18 protein-coding genes and 1 pseudogene are annotated in these 16,410 nt (G+C 72.2%); 12 read left to right on the top strand and 7 right to left on the bottom strand.

The features are described 5' to 3' along the window. Nucleotides 1-13 precede the first annotated feature (13 nt). Nucleotides 14-214 carry a PspC domain-containing protein gene (locus ACFV7Q_RS10095; protein WP_385426135.1) on the bottom strand — a complete coding sequence of 67 codons (201 nt, stop codon included), beginning with the start codon at nt 212-214 and terminating at the stop codon, nt 14-16. 42 nt (nt 215-256) lie between these two features. Continuing rightward, nucleotides 257-844 carry a VanZ family protein gene (locus ACFV7Q_RS10090; RefSeq protein ID WP_385426133.1) on the bottom strand — a complete coding sequence of 196 codons (588 nt, stop codon included), beginning with the start codon at nt 842-844 and terminating at the stop codon, nt 257-259. A gap of 178 nt (nt 845-1,022) precedes the next feature. On the opposite strand from ACFV7Q_RS10090, the gene ACFV7Q_RS10085 reads away from it, so the two are divergent. Together ACFV7Q_RS10085 and ACFV7Q_RS10080 are read left to right on the top strand one after the other, a co-directional pair. Continuing rightward, nucleotides 1,023-2,162: a calcium-binding protein gene (locus ACFV7Q_RS10085; RefSeq protein ID WP_385426130.1), complete on the top strand. Its 1,140-nt coding sequence runs from the start codon at nt 1,023-1,025 to the stop codon at nt 2,160-2,162. A 161-nt stretch (nt 2,163-2,323) separates the two neighbouring features. After that, a complete protein-coding gene (locus ACFV7Q_RS10080; RefSeq protein WP_385426127.1) occupies nt 2,324-2,752 on the top strand; it encodes a hypothetical protein in 429 nt (142 codons plus the stop codon). Nucleotides 2,753-2,785: 33 nt separating this feature from the next. Here the strand turns inward: ACFV7Q_RS10080 and ACFV7Q_RS10075 are convergent, their stop codons facing one another. The 3 genes from ACFV7Q_RS10075 to ACFV7Q_RS10065 form a co-directional block, all read right to left on the bottom strand. Beyond that, the gene (locus ACFV7Q_RS10075; protein WP_385426124.1) at nt 2,786-3,442 is read right to left on the bottom strand and encodes a PH domain-containing protein; all 657 of its coding nucleotides are present in this window, start codon (nt 3,440-3,442) and stop codon (nt 2,786-2,788) included. Beyond that, nucleotides 3,420-4,115, bottom strand: coding sequence for a class F sortase (locus ACFV7Q_RS10070; RefSeq protein ID WP_385426121.1), 696 nt, complete (start codon nt 4,113-4,115; stop codon nt 3,420-3,422). The genes ACFV7Q_RS10075 and ACFV7Q_RS10070 overlap by 23 nt, the downstream gene beginning before the upstream one ends. A 200-nt stretch (nt 4,116-4,315) precedes the next feature. Further along, a complete protein-coding gene (locus ACFV7Q_RS10065; RefSeq protein ID WP_385426118.1) occupies nt 4,316-5,407 on the bottom strand; it encodes a hypothetical protein in 1,092 nt (363 codons plus the stop codon). Nucleotides 5,408-5,703: 296 nt separating this feature from the next. Here ACFV7Q_RS10065 and deoC point away from each other — a divergent pair, with 296 nt between their 5' ends. Genes deoC through ACFV7Q_RS10050 form a run of 3 tightly spaced genes read left to right on the top strand, consistent with a single transcriptional unit; the run spans nt 5,704 to nt 8,994 of the window. Further along, nucleotides 5,704-6,663 carry a deoxyribose-phosphate aldolase gene (gene deoC, locus ACFV7Q_RS10060; RefSeq protein WP_385426294.1) on the top strand — a complete coding sequence of 320 codons (960 nt, stop codon included), beginning with the start codon at nt 5,704-5,706 and terminating at the stop codon, nt 6,661-6,663. A gap of 5 nt (nt 6,664-6,668) precedes the next feature. After that, nucleotides 6,669-8,105, top strand: a complete 1,437-nt coding sequence (locus ACFV7Q_RS10055) for an aldehyde dehydrogenase family protein (protein WP_385426116.1) — start codon at nt 6,669-6,671, stop codon at nt 8,103-8,105. Next, nucleotides 8,098-8,994, top strand: a complete 897-nt coding sequence (locus tag ACFV7Q_RS10050; RefSeq protein ID WP_385426113.1) for an aldehyde dehydrogenase family protein — start codon at nt 8,098-8,100, stop codon at nt 8,992-8,994. The genes ACFV7Q_RS10055 and ACFV7Q_RS10050 overlap by 8 nt, the downstream gene beginning before the upstream one ends. A gap of 68 nt (nt 8,995-9,062) precedes the next feature. On the opposite strand, the gene ACFV7Q_RS10045 is transcribed toward ACFV7Q_RS10050, so the two are convergent. Further along, on the bottom strand, nt 9,063-9,413 hold the full coding sequence (locus ACFV7Q_RS10045) for a hypothetical protein (protein WP_385426111.1): 351 nt from the start codon (nt 9,411-9,413) through the stop codon (nt 9,063-9,065). A 79-nt stretch (nt 9,414-9,492) separates the two neighbouring features. Between ACFV7Q_RS10045 and ACFV7Q_RS10040 the strand changes: the two genes are divergently transcribed. Next, a complete protein-coding gene (locus ACFV7Q_RS10040; protein ID WP_385426291.1) occupies nt 9,493-10,176 on the top strand; it encodes a uridine kinase in 684 nt (227 codons plus the stop codon). A gap of 197 nt (nt 10,177-10,373) precedes the next feature. After that, nucleotides 10,374-10,514 (top strand): hypothetical protein, encoded by a 141-nt coding sequence (locus ACFV7Q_RS10035; RefSeq protein ID WP_385426109.1) that lies wholly within the window; start codon nt 10,374-10,376, stop codon nt 10,512-10,514. Nucleotides 10,515-10,707: 193 nt separating this feature from the next. On the opposite strand, the gene ACFV7Q_RS10030 is transcribed toward ACFV7Q_RS10035, so the two are convergent. After that, nucleotides 10,708-11,421: a SigE family RNA polymerase sigma factor gene (locus ACFV7Q_RS10030; protein WP_385426106.1), complete on the bottom strand. Its 714-nt coding sequence runs from the start codon at nt 11,419-11,421 to the stop codon at nt 10,708-10,710. Nucleotides 11,422-11,613: 192 nt separating this feature from the next. Here ACFV7Q_RS10030 and afsQ1 point away from each other — a divergent pair, with 192 nt between their 5' ends. The 5 genes and pseudogenes from afsQ1 (at nt 11,614) to ACFV7Q_RS10005 (ending at nt 16,282) form a co-directional block, all read left to right on the top strand. Then, complete coding sequence (afsQ1, locus tag ACFV7Q_RS10025; RefSeq protein WP_179177120.1) at nt 11,614-12,291, top strand: two-component system response regulator AfsQ1; 678 nt, start codon at nt 11,614-11,616, stop codon at nt 12,289-12,291. Between the two features lie 53 nt (nt 12,292-12,344). Continuing rightward, a complete protein-coding gene (locus ACFV7Q_RS10020; RefSeq protein ID WP_385426290.1) occupies nt 12,345-13,781 on the top strand; it encodes a sensor histidine kinase in 1,437 nt (478 codons plus the stop codon). Then, nucleotides 13,759-14,409 (top strand): hypothetical protein, encoded by a 651-nt coding sequence (locus tag ACFV7Q_RS10015; RefSeq protein WP_385426103.1) that lies wholly within the window; start codon nt 13,759-13,761, stop codon nt 14,407-14,409. Before ACFV7Q_RS10020 ends, ACFV7Q_RS10015 begins: the two co-directional genes overlap by 23 nt. 70 nt (nt 14,410-14,479) lie before the next feature. Beyond that, nucleotides 14,480-14,593: pseudogene (locus ACFV7Q_RS10010) on the top strand (DUF397 domain-containing protein); the annotation flags it as partial. 204 nt (nt 14,594-14,797) lie between these two features. Continuing rightward, a complete protein-coding gene (locus tag ACFV7Q_RS10005) occupies nt 14,798-16,282 on the top strand; it encodes a metallophosphoesterase family protein (RefSeq protein WP_385426101.1) in 1,485 nt (494 codons plus the stop codon). The last annotated feature ends 128 nt before the right edge of the window (nt 16,283-16,410 follow it).

The following is a 16,410-nucleotide window of genomic DNA, read 5'->3' as shown; positions in this document are numbered from 1 at the left end:
GTCACCGGGGTCGTCACCAGGCGGTGGCCGAGGGCTTCTCGTTCGGCAGCAGCAGCCACAGCGCCAGGTAGATCAGGAACTGCGGACCGGGCAGCAGGCACGAGACGACGAATATCAGCCGCATCGTGTTCGCGGAAATTCCGAAGCGGCGCGCCAGGCCGGCGCAGACGCCGCCGATCCAACGGCCGTCACGGGGGCGCGTAAGGGCGCTCATGGGGTCTCCTCTGTCGCATGCGCGGGGTTTTCCCGCGATGCCTCAATACTCCCGCGGCACCGCTGACAGAACGTCGGTCCAGGGTCCCAGCCCGACCCTGGTAATTCTCGGGGTGGGCCCCTGAGGGAGCCGGGAATTCCGGGCCTGCTGCGAGCGCCGCAGCCGCGCCCGCAGCGCCGGTACGACCGCCGCGTGGGCCAGCACCACGCCGAGGGTGTTCAGCAGCACCGAGTCCACGTCGGGAACCCGGCCCGGGACGGCGCTCTGCAGCATCTCGATGCCGATCGACACGAGCGCGCCCGCGGCGGCCGTCCGCGCCAGCGAGGACCACGCGGCCAGCGGCGAGGGCGCCAGGCTGCCGCCGGCCAGGGGCAGCAGGACGCCGAGGGGGGCGAGCAGCGCCAGGCCCTCGCCGATGCGGCGGGCGGCCTCCAGCGGCCCGCGCGCGAGATCGGCCCTGATCCCGTCGAAGGGGGTCAGGTTCGCGGCGGCCGCCCAGGGGATGTCCAGGGGGCGCAGGGTGAGCCAGCCGACGAGGAGCAGATGGGCGACCAGCAGGCCCCCGCCGAGGAGCCGGAGCCGCAGGTGTATGGCGGTGGCGGCGCGGGGGCCGACCTCATGACGCTGCACACCGGCGAGGACGCACTGCACGGTGGCTCCGGTTCCGAAATGCCCGGGGCGGTGGGGTCTGATGAGAATCCGATCGGATGAAAACACCGAGGTTGTGGACGAGCCTTCCCGGAGTCCGGCCGCCATCACGCACAGTGAGCGTGACGACGCACACCGGAAGCAGTGGAAGGAAGCAGCCATGTTCGGACACCGAAGGGCCGGAGGGGGCCGCGCCCGGCCCGTCCGGCGGACCGCCGCCCTGGTCGGCGCCCAGGTCGTGGCCGCCGCCCTGGCCGGGTTCGGCGCGGTCCCGGCCCACGCCGCCGAGCCGACTTGCTTCAACGCGACCGTCACCGGCACCGTCGGCACACCCGGGGACGACGTCCTCATCGGTACGGAGGGCCGCGACGTCATCGACGGCCGGGGCGGCCACGACAAGATCTGCGGTCTCGGCGGCGGCGACGTCCTGATCGGCGGGAGCGGCGACGACCAGATCGCGGGCGGCGCGGGCGACGACCAGGTGGACGGCGGGGCCGGCGGCGACCTACTCGTCGGCGACGACGTCGCCTGGACCGGCGACGCCACCGGGCCCACCGGCCGCGACAGCCTCGTCGGCGGGGCCGCGGGCGACTCGCTGATCGGTGACCACTACGCAGTCCAGGGCACCGCGAACGGCGCCTCGGCGGACCTGCTGTTCGGCGGGGACGGGGAGGATGCCCTGACCGGCGACAGCGTCGGCGACCGTGCCACCGGCGGCGCGAACGACCGCCTCGAAGGCGGCCGGGACAGCGACAACCTCACCGGCGACTCGGCCGGCTTCTACGAGGCCGCCGGCGCCGGAGACGACGTGCTGCTGGAGGGCCCCGGAAACAACGGCCTCGCCGCCGGCGACAGCACCTCGGTCCTGGGCAACGTCAGCGGCAGCGGCGGCGACGACATCATCGACCTCGGTGAGGACGGCGGCTTCGGCGCCTGGGGCGACCACCGGACGTACTCCGGCAGAGCCGTCGGCTCCGGCAACGACCGCATCCTCGGGGGCCGCGCGGGCGAGACCGTCCTCGCCGGGGACAGCGGCCTGGCCGACCCCGCCGGGGCGACCGCGGGCCACGACGTGATCGACGGACGCGGCGGGAACGACCGCATCATCGGCGACAACGCCGACGCCCGGTTCACCAACGACTCGATCGGCGCCGTGGGCGGCATGGACTTCGTCACCGGTGGCCCGGGCGACGACTTCCTGCGCGGCGGTCCTGCCAACGACACCCTCAACGGCAGCGCGGACGCCGACGACTGCGACGGGGAGAGCGGCACGAACGTCCAGCTGGCCTGCGAGATCTGAACCGGCCGGGACGAGCCCGCACAAGCCGTCCAGGGGTGCGCAGGCCGCTGGCGCGGCGGGGCAGCCGTCACCCATTCGGCTCAGTGCGGGTCGCCGGGCGGGCGGCAGGCCCGCAGGCTCGAATGGCCCCCACCCATTCGAGCGAGAGGCGAGGTGGCGCGATGACGACCACTCCCACGCCCGCACCCGCCGGCAAATCCGGCGCCTCCCATCCCTGGGCGACCGGCGGCACGGTGCTCGCCGGCGTCCTGATGGTGGTCAATGGTGTCTTCGCGATCATCGAAGGCATCGCCGCCATCGCCCAGGACGACATCTTCTACACCCGCATCGGCGACTACATCTACAAGTTCAGCCTGACCGGCTGGGGCTGGATCCACCTGATCCTCGGAATCATCGTCCTGATCGTCGGCATCTTCCTGCTCAAGGGAGCACCCTGGGCCCGGATCGCCGGTATCGTCCTGGCCTCGCTGTCGGTGATCGTCCACTTCCTCTGGCTGCCGTACCAGCCACTGTGGTCGCTCGTCGTCATCGCGGTGGCCGTGTTCATCATCTGGGCCCTGTGCACCGACAAGGAGCCGGTGCGCTGGTGAGCCGCAGGTGACCGGAGTGCCGGAGGGGACGGTCTAGCGCAGGGCGAGGAGCACGATCAGGAGCACGGCTCCCACGACGGCCGGCGCGATGATCTCGTACGACCAGCGCACGCGCACAGCGCCCTGCGCTCCGGCCCGCGAGGCACCGCGCTCGGCCAACTCGCGCAGTTCGTCCACCACCTGGTCCGCGTGCGCCCGCTGCGGTTCGGCGGGCGCCGCGGCGCCCTTCGCCCCGTCGGCAGCCTTGTGCTGCCCGGTCAGGCCCCTGCCGGTGAGCCCACCGCGGCGGCTGAGCTGCTGCCGGTTCGCCTTCTTCCGCTCGCGCAGCGAGACGGGCACCGACCACAGCTGGTACTTCGCCCCTTCGGCCAGCACCTCGGCGGAGTACCCGGCCCGGACGGCGTCCACGGCGGCCCAGGGCAGCTCGATGATCCGGAAGGGATTGCGCACCCGCATCCGGTTCTCGTTGGCGAAGACCGCCGGGCGGATGGTGAACGCCACCGTCAGCGGTACGGCGCACAGGGCGATGGCCGCGGCGTACCAGCGGGCGCTGCCCGACCCCCGCACCAGGGCGTCCCCGCACAGCCACACGATCAGGGCCAGCAGCAGGACCCCGGTGACCACGGCCATGGGGGAGCGGTAGACCCGGTCGTCGTAGACCGGCTCGTCATCGGGCTGCTGGCTGCTCATGCGCCCGATTCTGCCTCACGGGCCCTGGACCCACGAGATCGGCGTACAGGATGATGTTGTCGGGGCGGTGGCCGTCGGTGAGCTTCCCGCCGCACGTGATCAGCCTCAGTTCCGGGCCGGCGGTGTTCCCGTAGACCTTGGCGGTGGGGAAGCGCTTCTTGGACACCTGCTCCAGCTCGCGCACCCGGAAGACCGCGGTGCCGCCGTCCGCCCGGGTGACGGCGATCTCATCGCCGGTCCGGATCTTCGAAACGTCCCGCAGCACGGCCGGGCCGCGGGCAGTGTCGAAGTGCCCGATCAGCACGGCCGGGCCGGTCTCGCCCGGGGTGACGGCCCCGGTGTACCAGCCGATCCGGTCGGCGTCGGCCACGGAAGGCACCTCGACCGTGCCGTCGGCCGCCAGGCCCAGCCGGAGCAGCGGCCCGGTGTCCACACCGGCCGCCGGGATCCGGACCCGGACCGGCTCGGAGGCGGGCAGGGCGGCCGCGGGCCCCGCCGGGGCGCCGCCGTCGGCGGAGGCCGCGGGCGGGGGCGCCGACGCCGCCGCGATGTGCGGCGGGGACGTGGCCGGGGCTGCCGGGGCGCCGGCGCAGCCGGTCAGCGCGGCCAGGCAGAGCAGGGCGGCCGGTGCGAGGAGGGCGGCGGCGAGCGGCGGGCGTGGGCGGTGGGCCATGGGGGTGCTCCGGGAAACCGGCCCGGCGGGCCGCCACTGGGGCGGCCCGCCGGATGGGGTGTGGGTGGTGCGGTGTGGCCTGAGGAGGGCCGGGACGTGCTGAAGTGGTGCTGGTAGTGCCGGTAGTGCCGGTAGTGCAGTTGTTGCGGGAGGGAGCGGGGAGGCGCACTGGGGGTGTGCCTCCCGTCCGGCGTTGTGGGTCAGGCGCGGTTGCGGGCGGCGCGGTTGCGGGCGATCCAGGCCGCGCCGAGCCCGGCGAGGATCGCGATCAGGCCGCCGCCGGCAGCGAGGGTGGTGCTGTTGTCGGTGTCTTCGGCCGCGATCTCGGCGCCCGCGGCGACCGCGCCCTGCGGCACGACCACCGTCTGCGCGCCGGTCTGCGGCTTCACGTCGGCGGCCGGCTTCACGGCGACAGTGGTCTTGTCAGTGGTCTTGGCAGTGTTCTTGGTGGAGGGCGTGGCCTCCGGCAGCAGGTAGAAGTCCGAGGCGCCCTCGCCCTGCACGTGGACGGTGAGGCCGTAGCGGCCGTCGTCGGTCTTGGCGAGCTCGTACGCGGTGCCGTCGACCACCGCGCGGGGGCGGGAGAGGTCCAGCGTCGCCAGGACACGGCCCGCCCGTCCGTCGGCCGGCTTCCAGTTCTCGGCGACGGCGCGGACCCAGACCTCGGGGCCCTCGGAGTCGTGGCGCAGCACCGCGATCCGGCCCTTGCCGACGAGCACGACCTCGCCGTCGTAGCGGTCCTTGACCGTCGTGGCCGGGGTCTTCGGGGCCTCGGGGGACCTCGGGGACTTCGGGGCCTCCGGGGCCGGCTTGACCGGGGTCTTCGGGGCCTTCGGGACCTCCGGGGCCTTCGGGGTCTTCGCGGCCTCGGCCTTGGGCAGCGGGTAGGACTTGGAGACCCCGTCCTTGGCGACCGTCAGCACCGGGGCGGAGGTGTCGGCCCCGGTGAGGGAGAGGAGGAGCCCGTTCGCGGTGTCGCTGAGGCGGCTCCGGTCCAGGACCGTCAGCACGTGGACCATGTAGACGTCGCCGGGCTTCCACTGCGAGCCCACGAACCGGATCCAGGCCTCCGGGCCCTCCGCCCCGTTCCGCAGCACAGCGACCAGGCCCTCGCCGATGTAGACGGGCTCGCCCGCGTACCGGTCGTTGTTCGAGACGGTTCCGTACACCGAGACCGCGCCGTGTGCGGCGGCCGGGGCGGCGAACGCGCCGGCCACGCCGGTTGCGGCGGGGGCCAACAGCGCCCCGGCGAGGGCGGCGGTGACGATCGAGGTACGGACGGCGGTACGCATAACGACTCCTGGAAGCTGTGTCGCGGGTAGGTGGGAGAGTCGCATGCCGCGTTTTCTCTGTCGGGCTTTCATCCGGTGAGTTCTGGCGGGCTGCTGAAAAGAAATCTACGGATCTTGTTCGGCCGGAGCGTGGGATTCCTGTCATGGCCGTGTAACGGCTGTGACCAGGGCATTCCGCTTCCGCGCCGCGGCTCGCCCGGCACCCGGCCCCGCCCGAATGGGCTCAGCTCCGCACAGATGTGCACCGTCAGGGGGTGACAGGTCGCTACGCGCGTAGATATGCTCGTGTGGTGACCATGCCCACCACCCCCGCATTCGCCGACGTGACGACGTCCGACAGTGCGCTGCGCCGGTTCCTGCACGGGCTGCCCGGCGTGGACGCCGTCGGCCTGGAGGCCCGCGCGGCCGCGCTCGGTACCCGTTCGATTAAGACCTCGGCCAAGGCGTACGCCATCGACCTGGCCATCTCGATGATCGACCTGACCACGCTTGAGGGTGCCGACACCCCGGGCAAGGTCCGGTCGCTCGCCGCCAAGGCCGTCCACCCCGACCCCACCGACCGTACGACCCCCATGACCGCAGCGGTCTGCGTCTACCCGGACATGGTGGCCGCCGCCAAGGCCGCCCTGAACGGCGCCGACGTGAAGGTGGCGTCCGTGGCCACCGCCTTCCCGGCCGGCCGCGCCGCCCTGCCGGTCAAGCTCGCGGACACCCGTGACGCCGTCGCCGCCGGCGCCGACGAGATCGACATGGTCATCGACCGTGGCGCCTTCCTCGCCGGCCGCTACCTGGAGACGTACGAGCTGATCAAGGCCGTCAAGGAGGCCTGCGTCCGCCCGGACGGCACCGCTGCCCGTCTCAAGGTCATCTTTGAGACCGGTGAGCTGTCGACGTACGACAACATCCGCCGGGCCTCCTGGATCGGCATGCTCGCGGGTGCCGACTTCATCAAGACCTCCACCGGCAAGGTCGGCGTCAACGCCACGCCCGCCAACACGCTGCTCATGCTCGAAGCCGTCCGCGACTTCAAGGCGCAGACCGGCATCCAGATCGGCGTGAAGCCGGCCGGCGGCATCCGCACCACGAAGGACGCCATCAAGTTCCTGGTCCTGGTCAACGAGACCGCGGGCGAGGACTGGCTGACCAACGAGTGGTTCCGCTTCGGTGCCTCCAGCCTGCTCAACGACCTGCTGATGCAGCGCCAGAAGCTGAACACCGGCCGTTACTCCGGTCCCGACTACGTGACGGTGGACTGATCACCATGGCATCTGCATTCGAGTACGCACCGGCTCCCGAGTCCCGCTCGGTCGTCGACATCGCCCCCTCCTACGGCCTCTTCATCGACGGCGAGTTCACCGACGCGGCCGACGGCAAGGTCTTCAAGACCGTCTCGCCGTCCACCGAGGAGGTCCTCGCCGAGGTCGCCCAGGCAGGTGCCGCGGATGTCGACCGCGCGGTCCGGGCCGCCCGCAAGGCCTTCGAGAAGTGGTCGGCGCTGCCCGGCTCCGAGCGTGCCAAGTACCTCTTCCGCATCGCCCGGATCATCCAGGAGCGCAGCCGCGAGCTGGCCGTCCTGGAGACCCTCGACAACGGCAAGCCGATCAAGGAGACCCGCGACGCGGATCTCCCGCTGGTCGCCGCGCACTTCTTCTACTACGCGGGCTGGGCCGACAAGCTCGACCACGCCGGCTACGGCGCCAACCCGCGCCCGCTGGGCGTCGCCGGCCAGGTCATCCCGTGGAACTTCCCGCTGCTGATGCTCGCGTGGAAGATCGCCCCGGCGCTGGCCGCCGGCAACACCGTCGTCCTCAAGCCCGCCGAGACGACCCCGCTGTCCGCCCTGTTCTTCGCGGACATCTGCCGCCAGGCCGGACTGCCCAAGGGCGTCGTCAACATCATCCCCGGCTACGGGGACGCGGGCGCCGAGCTCGTCGCGCACCCGGACGTCAACAAGGTCGCCTTCACCGGCTCCACCGCGGTCGGCAAGGCCATCGCCCGTCAGGTCGCCGGCACGGACAAGAAGCTCACCCTGGAGCTGGGCGGCAAGGGCGCCAACATCGTCTTCGACGACGCCCCCATCGACCAGGCCGTCGAGGGCATCGTCGGCGGCATCTTCTTCAACCAGGGCCAGGTCTGCTGCGCCGGCTCCCGCCTGCTGGTCCAGGAGTCGATCCACGACGAGCTGCTGGACTCCCTCAAGCGCCGCCTGAGCACCCTCCGCCTCGGCGACCCGCTCGACAAGAACACCGACATCGGCGCGATCAACTCCGCCGAGCAGCTCGCCCGGATCACCGCCCTCGCGGACACCGGCGAGGCCGAGGGCGCCGAGCGCTGGTCCCCGGCCTGCGAGCTGCCGTCCGCCGGCTACTGGTTCGCCCCGACGGTCTTCACGAACGTCAGCCAGGCGCACACCATCGCCCGCGACGAGATCTTCGGCCCGGTGCTGTCCGTGCTGACCTTCCGTACGCCGGACGAGGCCGTCGCCAAGGCCAACAACAGCCAGTACGGCCTGTCCGCCGGCATCTGGACGGAGAAGGGCTCGCGCATCCTCGCGGTCGCGAACAAGCTCCGCGCCGGTGTCGTCTGGGCCAACACGTTCAACAAGTTCGACCCGACCTCGCCCTTCGGCGGCTACAAGGAGTCGGGCTTCGGCCGCGAGGGCGGCCGCCACGGCCTGGAGGCTTACCTCGATGTCTGAGTCGACCGCGCGTCTGAACGTCTTCAAGACCTACAAGCTGTACGTCGGGGGCAAGTTCCCCCGCTCCGAGAGCGGCCGGGTGTACGAGGTGAGCGACTCCAAGGGCAACTGGCTGGCCAACGCCCCGCTGTCCTCCCGCAAGGACGCCCGTGACGCGGTCGTCGCCGCCCGCAAGGCCTTCGGCGGCTGGTCCGGCGCGACCGCCTACAACCGCGGTCAGATCCTCTACCGCATCGCCGAGATGCTGGAGGGCCGCCGCGACCAGTTCGTCCGCGAGGTCGGCGAGGCCGAGGGCCTGTCGAAGTCCAAGGCGGCTGCGGTCGTGGACGCGGCCATCGACCGCTGGGTCTGGTACGCGGGCTGGACCGACAAGATCGCTCAGGTCGTGGGCGGGGCCAACCCGGTCGCGGGCCCGTACTTCAACCTCTCCACCCCCGAGCCGACCGGTGTCGTCACGGTCATCGCCCCGCAGGCCTCGTCCTTCCTGGGCCTGGTCTCCGTGATCGCCCCGGTGATCGCGACCGGCAACACCGCGGTCGTCATCGCCAGCGAGAAGGCCCCGCTGCCCGCGCTCTCCCTGGGCGAGGTGCTCGCCACCTCCGACCTGCCGGGCGGCGTCGTCAACATCCTGTCCGGCAAGGCCTCCAAGATGGGTCCGCACCTCGCGGCCCACCAGGACGTCAACGCGATCGACCTGACGGGTGCCGACGCGGCGCTCGCCAAGGAGCTGGAGATCGCCGCCGCCGACAACCTGAAGCGCGTCCTGCGTCCACAGCCTGTGGACGACTGGACGGGCGACCAGGGTACGGCGCGCATGACGGCGTTCCTGGAGACCAAGACGGTCTGGCACCCGACGGGTTCCCTCGGCGCCTCGGGCTCGTCCTACTGACGCAGCCCCCCCGTACCAACCCCGGCAGCAACCCCCGTGCTGCCGGGGTTGTCCTTTTCCGGGCCGGTCTACTGGCCGCCGGTCAGGGGCCCGAGCAGGGAGCTGACGGCCGCGTCGGGGAGTTCCGCGACCGACGGGCCCCGGGTGAGGGCGCCGGTGACCATGCCGGTGCCGACCGACGGGAAGTCCGCCACCTTCGTGGCGATGCCGTTGTCCAGCGGGTCCACGCCCGTGCGGGCCAGCGGGTTCACCTTGAGGTTCGCGATCGGGTCGACGACCCCGGCGACCGCCGCCGGAACCGACAGCTCGCCCGCCCGGGCGCCGCCCGCGGCCATCGCGAGCGCCGCACCGGCCATGGTGACCGTGAGGCCCGCGGAGCGCAGGGCGGAGGAGCTACCGGGGGCTGCGTGACGTGCCATGGGAAATCCCGCCTGTGGTCGTGTTCGCGTGCGCACGCAGCGTAGTGGAGGTGTGATCCTCGATACCAACGGGCGGCAGATGGCGTCCCACGCGCGGGGGAATGCGTCAGACTGGTGTTCCGTGAGCGCCTCCTCTCCTTTGCCTACGCGTGTCGTCCTGTTGACCGGGCCTTCGGGTTCCGGAAAGTCCTCGCTCGCCGCCCGTTCCGGGCTGCCGGTACTGCGTCTGGACGACTTCTACAAGGAGGGCGACGACCCCTCCCTCCCCCTGGTCGAGGGAAGCTCCGACATCGACTGGGACTCCCCGCTGTCGTGGGACGCCGACGTCGCCGTCGACGCCATCGCGCAGCTGTGCCGCACGGGCCGTACGGAGGTGCCCGTCTACGACATCGCCACCTCGTCCCGGACCGGCACGGAGACCCTCGACATTTCCCGGACGCCGCTCTTCATCGCCGAGGGGATCTTCGCGGCCGACATCGTGGCCCGCTGTCAGGAGCTCGGGCTGCTCGCCGACGCCCTCTGCCTGCGCGGCCGCCCGTCCACCACGTTCCGCCGCCGCCTGCTCCGCGATCTGCACGAGGGCCGCAAGTCGGTGCTGTTCCTGCTGCGGCGCGGGCTGCGCCTGATGCGGGCCGAGCGGGGCATCGTCGCCCGGCACGTCGCCCTCGGCGCCCACCCCTGCGGCCGCGACGAGGCCCTGGGCCGTCTTGCTGCCGCCGCTGCCGGCCGCCACCGCTCGCCGAGCGCTCCGGCCGCCGTCTAGCGCGGCGCTGCCGTCCCGTGCTGGGACCGCGAACCTCCGCCGGGGCGGGGGCGTGCCGGTTGGAGGTGGCGGCATTTCCAACCGGCACGGGGCTGAGGGTGGTCAGCCGTGTGGCAGATGGGCGGCGTGTCCGATATCGGTTACATGTCGTCACGCGTCATGCTCGGGCCCGTGAACGGGGCGTCGCCAACCGGACGGTGCGGCTCAGCTCCCGGCATTGCGACGGGCTCGGAACCGTCCCGGAGGACAACTGCGTCCCGGGCGGCGAGTCCCTCCACACCGGTGACGTCCCGTTCGAGGTCGTCCGCAAGAAGGCCTCGGGGCAGCCCGACAGCTGACATCACCGGCAACGGGCAACCCGGCCAACGTTGCCGGGCACGCCACCGGCGCGGCGCCGCCACCCCGTACAAAAAAGGTGCGCGGGATCAGTCGGACCCCCGACCGACTGATCCCGCGCATTCCCCCCCATGGCCACCGCCCCACCCCCGTAGGACGGCCCCCCGGCCATTGGCTTCGTGTGGCCCCTCGGCGTTACGCGACGAGCTCCTCGAAGGACTCCGCCTCGTCACGGCCGAAGCTCAGGGCCTCGTCGTCCCGCAGCCGGCGCAGCGAGCGCCAGATGCTCGACTTCACCGTGCCGACGCTGATCCCGAGGATCTCCGCGATCTCCGGGTCCGTCCGGCCCTCGTAGTAGCGCAGCACCAGCATCGTGCGCTGCGGCTCCGGGATCCGGGCCAGCGCCTGCCACAGCACCGCGCGCAGCTCCGTACCGCGCATGGCGTCCGCGTCGGAGGCCGTCTCCGGCAGCTCCTCCGTCGGGTACTCGTTCAGCTTGCGCCGGCGCCAGGCACTGATGTGCAGGTTCGTCATCGTGCGCCGCAGGTAGCCGCCGACGGCCGCCTTGTCGCTGATCCGGTCCCAGGCCCGGTACGTGGAGAACAGCGCGCTCTGCAGCAGGTCCTCGGCCTCGTACCGGTCGCCGGTCAGGTGGAAGGCCGTCGCGTACAGCGCGGCACGCCGCTCCTGGACGTACGCCGTGAACTCCGCCTCCGAGGTGGAGGACAGCCGGGGCTCGGGGAGCGGGGCCGGAACCGGGGCGGCCGGCCGGTACGTCTTCGCGTCGATGGCCACCGTGTGCGCCTGCCGGGGACGGGCGACCGTCACCGAACGGGCACCTGCCCGGCGGTTCACATCGTGCAGCCGCGTGACAACCGCGCTGGTGGTGGTGCTGTGCAGCGTGTTCATCCCGCGCCCCCCGTCGTGGAGTCTGCTTTCGGTTCCTGGTTTCCGCGTCCTGCTCGGTGCGTTGGTTAAAGACTGCCCGGCGGACTTAACCGCGGTGTCCGTCGACTGTCACAGGCCTGTCACAGCCGGCCCCGGCGAGAACCCGCGTGCCCGACGGTCGAACTCCCAACCGCCATGGGACAGAATGTGGCCGTGCCTTTCCTGTTGCTGATCGAGGACGACGACGCCATCCGCACGGCCCTCGAACTCTCCCTGACCCGCCAGGGCCACCGTGTGGCCACCGCGGCGACGGGCGAGGACGGCCTGAAACTGCTCCGCGAGCAGCGGCCGGACCTGATCGTGCTGGACGTGATGCTGCCCGGGATCGACGGCTTCGAGGTGTGCCGGCGGATCCGCCGCACCGACCAGTTGCCGATCATCCTGCTGACCGCGCGCAGCGACGACATCGACGTGGTGGTCGGCCTGGAGTCCGGGGCCGACGACTACGTCGTCAAGCCGGTCCAGGGCCGGGTGCTCGACGCCCGGATCCGGGCCGTGCTGCGCCGCGGCGAGCGGGAGGCCAACGACTCCGCCGTCTTCGGGTCCCTGGTCATCGACCGGGCCGCGATGACGGTGACGAAGAACGGCGAGGACCTCCAGCTGACGCCGACCGAGCTGCGGCTGCTGCTGGAGCTCAGCCGGCGGCCCGGGCAGGCCCTGTCCCGGCAGCAACTGCTGCGGCTGGTGTGGGAGCACGACTACCTCGGCGACTCCCGGCTCGTGGACGCCTGCGTCCAGCGGCTGCGCGCCAAGGTGGAGGAAGTGCCCTCCTCACCCACCCTCATCCGCACCGTACGGGGTGTCGGCTACCGCCTGGACTCGCCGCAGTGATCAAGGCTCTGTTCGCGGGCCGGCGCTGGACCAGCCTGCGGCTGCGGCTCCTCATGGTGTTCTCCCTCGTCGCCCTGGCGGCCGCGGTGTCCGCGTCCGGCATCGCGTACTGGCTCAACCGCGAGGCCGTGCTCACCCGTACCCAGGACGCGGCCCTCGGCGACTTCCGGCAGGAGATGCAGCTGCGGGCCGCCGCCCTGCCCGCCGACCCCACCCCCGAGGAACTCCAGCGAACCGCCGACCTGATGGCGGGCAGCAGCCCCGGGTACAGCGTGCTGCTCGTGGACGAACGCGCCGACCGGCGCATGGTGTTCGGCGCGGCCGGCCCCGACTCCTTCCGGCTGGAGGACGTCCCCGAGAGCCTGCAGCGGGCCGTCAACGACCGGCAGAAGCCGACCGCGGCGAGCGACTCCGAGTACCACATGTACTGGCAGCGCACGAAGCCGAACGGCAACCCGTACCTCGTCGGCGGCACCCGGATCGTCGGCGGCGGGCCCACCGGCTACATGTACAAGTCCCTCGCGCAGGAGCGCGACGACCTCAACGCGCTCGGCTGGTCCCTGACCATCGCGACCGGCCTCGCCCTGCTCGGCTCCGCGCTGCTCGCGCAGGCCGCCGCCCGTACGGTCCTCAGGCCCGTCCAGCGGCTCGGCGACGCCGCCCGCCGCCTCGGCGAGGGCGAGCTCGACCACCGGCTCGACGTCTCCGGCAACGACGAACTCGCCGACCTGTCGCGCACCTTCAACCGGACCGCGGAGGCCCTGGAGAAGAAGGTCGCCGACATGAGCGCGCGCGAGGAGGCCAGCCGCCGCTTCGTCGCCGACATGTCGCACGAGCTGCGCACGCCGCTCACCGCGCTGACGGCGGTCGCCGAGGTGCTGGAGGAGGAGGTCGACGACCTCGACCCGATGATCGCACCGGCCGTGACGCTGGTCGTCAGCGAGACCCGGCGCCTGCACGACCTCGTCGAGAACCTGATGGAGGTCACCCGCTTCGACGCCGGGACCGCCCGCCTCGTGATCGACGACGTGGACGTCGCCGACCAGGTCACGGCCTGCATCGACGCGCGGGCCTGGCTCGACGCGGTCGAACTCGACGCCGAGCGCGGCATCATGGCCCGCCTCGACCCGCGCCGCCTCGACGTCATCCTCGCCAACCTCATCGGCAACGCCCTCAAGCACGGCGGCTCCCCGGTGCGGGTCTCGGTGCGCGTCGAGGACGAGTGGCTCGTCATCGCCGTACGGGACAACGGGCCGGGCATCCCCGAAGAGGTGCTGCCGCACGTCTTCGACCGCTTCTACAAGGCCAGCGCCTCCCGCCCCAAGTCGGACGGAAGCGGCCTGGGCCTGTCCATCGCCGTGGAGAACGCGCACATCCACGGCGGCGAGATCACCGCGGCGAACGCCGAGGGCGGCGGCGCGCTGTTCACGCTGCGGCTGCCGGTGGACGTGGGGAAGGTGATCGCCGGTGGCGACGACGCGAACGCGTAGGACGGCCGCCGCGGCCGCGGTGCTGTGGGGCCTCGCGTCCCTGACGGCCGGATGCGGGATCCGGGCCACGACCGTGCCGGTCGACGTCGGCCCGGCGCCCTCCCGGGTCTCCTGCGACATACCGGCCCAACAGGGCAGCGCACAGGGATTCCGGGCCACCGTGGAGCTGGTGTGCGGCTCGCAGCTGGTCGGCGTCGAGCGGGTCGTCCCGATAGCGGAGAAGAAGCCCACGAAGGACCCCGCGCTGCTGGCGGCCGAAGCCCTGCTGGAGGCCCTGGAGCGGGAGCTCTCGCAGGAGGAGCGCGACGCGGGCTTCACCAGCGTCGTCCCGGGCGGGCTGACCGTCGCCGAGAACCGGCCGGGCGACCCGGCGGGCACGGTCCGGCTCAGCAAGAAGCCGGAAGACCTGATGCCGGTCGCCCTGGCACAGGTGGTGTGCACCTTCGCGGGCAACGAAACCGTGTCCCCGGGATCCGGTCCGGTGGTCCTCGGCGGGCCGGACGCGGACCCGCCGCGCGCCTGGGAGTGCACGGACGCCGTCCGCTCCCGCCCGGAGTCGGTGCCGACACTGGGCGAACTCGTGCGCTCCGTCCCGTCTCCGGGACCGTCACCGACCCCGACCGGCTGACGTCACGACTCGGGCCACGACTCGGGCGCGGGTGGCGCACGCGTAGGCACTTAGGCACTCGTGCGTCGAGGCGGCCGCCTGCCCCGACGTCGTGCACGTCCGTGACTCGAAGGACGAGGGCGGCCCGGTCCTCGACCTGGCCCCGGCCAGCTCGGGCGCGCTCACCGGCTGGGTGCGGGCGTAGGCTCCACGAACGCCGACGGACACCGGACCGGTGGTCCGGTGTCCGAACGGGGGCGTCGGACCACCCGGACTGCGGCCCGGCCGTATAGGCCGTTCGCCTGCGTCGTGGGTACACGGACCTGCCGCCGAGGTAACGGTCTCGGGTGTGCTCCCAGGCGGCGAGATGCGCCGACTGCCCGGGGCACGCGGACGGAGGAACGTGCGCATGATGCTTCGGATCGTCGCCCTCGCGGTGGCGGGCCTGCTGGCCACGGCGGTCCCGGCAGGCGCGACCCCTGCTCAGACCGGCCCCATCGGCGCGGGGCCGCATCCCCCCGGGCCGACAGATCCACCGGGCGGACCGACCGGCACCGACGCCTGGGCGTGGACCCAGCTGACCAGCCGTGGCACCCAGATCCGCTACGTGACCAACGACTCCAGCCAGTCGTGCCCCTCGGTGCGCTACACCTACATGGGTAGCAGGGGGTCGTTCCCCCTGCACCTGGTGAGCACGCCCTCAACGTCCCAGTTCCCGACCACCGTCTGCGAGGTCGGGGTGCCCCTGACGGCCTCCAACGCGGTGCTAGAACTCACGACGGTCCACGCGGACACGCTGCATCCGGCGAGCGGTCAGCTCCCCCTGCCGCGGTGGACCGCGACCACACGTCCGTCCAGGATCGCCGTGATCGGCGACACCGGCTGCTCGGTCCCGGTGACGGGCCCCGTGCAGGACTGCGCGAACGGCTGGCCCTTCGAGCAGATCGCGAACAGGGTGACGGACCGGACGCGTCCGGATCTCGTGATCCACACCGGTGACTACCTCTACCGGGAGGACCCCAGCCGGGAGAACGACCAGGTGCAGAATCCGGGCTGTACGAATCGCGCCGAGGCCGCCAGCTGGGACTGCGTCGTCGCCGACTTCTTCCGGCCGGCCGAACGGCTGCTGGCCGCGGCTCCGGTCGCCCTGGCCCGGGGCAACCACGAGGACTGCAACCCCGGGCTGCAGGGCGGTGCGGGCGGTGCGTGGTTCCGCTACCTCGCAGACGACCTCCGCAACGACGGACGCTGCACCCTTTTCAGCCCGGTCGCGCTGCTCCGCGCCGGCACCCTGACCCTCGCCAACGTGGACTCCTCGTTCGCCGACCCGGCGGACAACGGAGGGACGGCGAACCAGTCCGTCTTCACCAGGCAGTTCGACGCCGTGAACCAGGCCGCGGCGCAGCATCCCCACGACGACTACTTCGTGTTGACGCACAAGCCGCTGTGGATGGTGAAGGCGGCCGGGTTTACGCCCGGCGCGGTGACATGGGTGACTCCCGTCCTCGACAGGGCGGTCGCCGGCACCCATCTGCAGCGTCTGGCGGACAACGTGCGCCTGGCGCTGTCGGGCCACATCCACCTGTACCAGATGCTCGACTTCAACACCGCCCGCCCACCGCAGCTGACCGTGGGCTCCGCGGGCGGACCGCTGGACGACGGGCCGGACGACAGCAACGTCGAACGACAGTCGATCGGCACACCACCGCAACAGGTCCACCAGTCGATCACCCAGCTGCAGAACCCGGGAGGTGCGGGGGTCTTCGGGTTCGCCGACCTCCGCTACGACGGCACCACCTGGGGGCTCGCCTTCCGCGACCGGACCGGTGCGGTACGGGGCCGGACCTGCACGCTGAGTACGAGCACCGCCAACAAGACCTTCACCTGCCACTGAGGCCCGGCGGGGAGGCGGAGGAGAGGGCGACGCCCTCCTGCGGCATGACGCCTGGCCCGCCGGCAGAGCGCCGGCCCGCGCCCGCGCCCGTACCTCCCGCCGCGCAGCACTCCGCCCCGCTGGATGTC

Origin of the sequence: Streptomyces sp. NPDC059851, from assembly GCF_042732005.1 — a bacterium.
Taxonomy (GTDB): domain Bacteria; phylum Actinomycetota; class Actinomycetes; order Streptomycetales; family Streptomycetaceae; genus Streptomyces.
The sequence above is the reverse complement of the archived record's forward strand: the minus strand, read 5'-3'. Positions and strand labels throughout refer to the sequence as shown.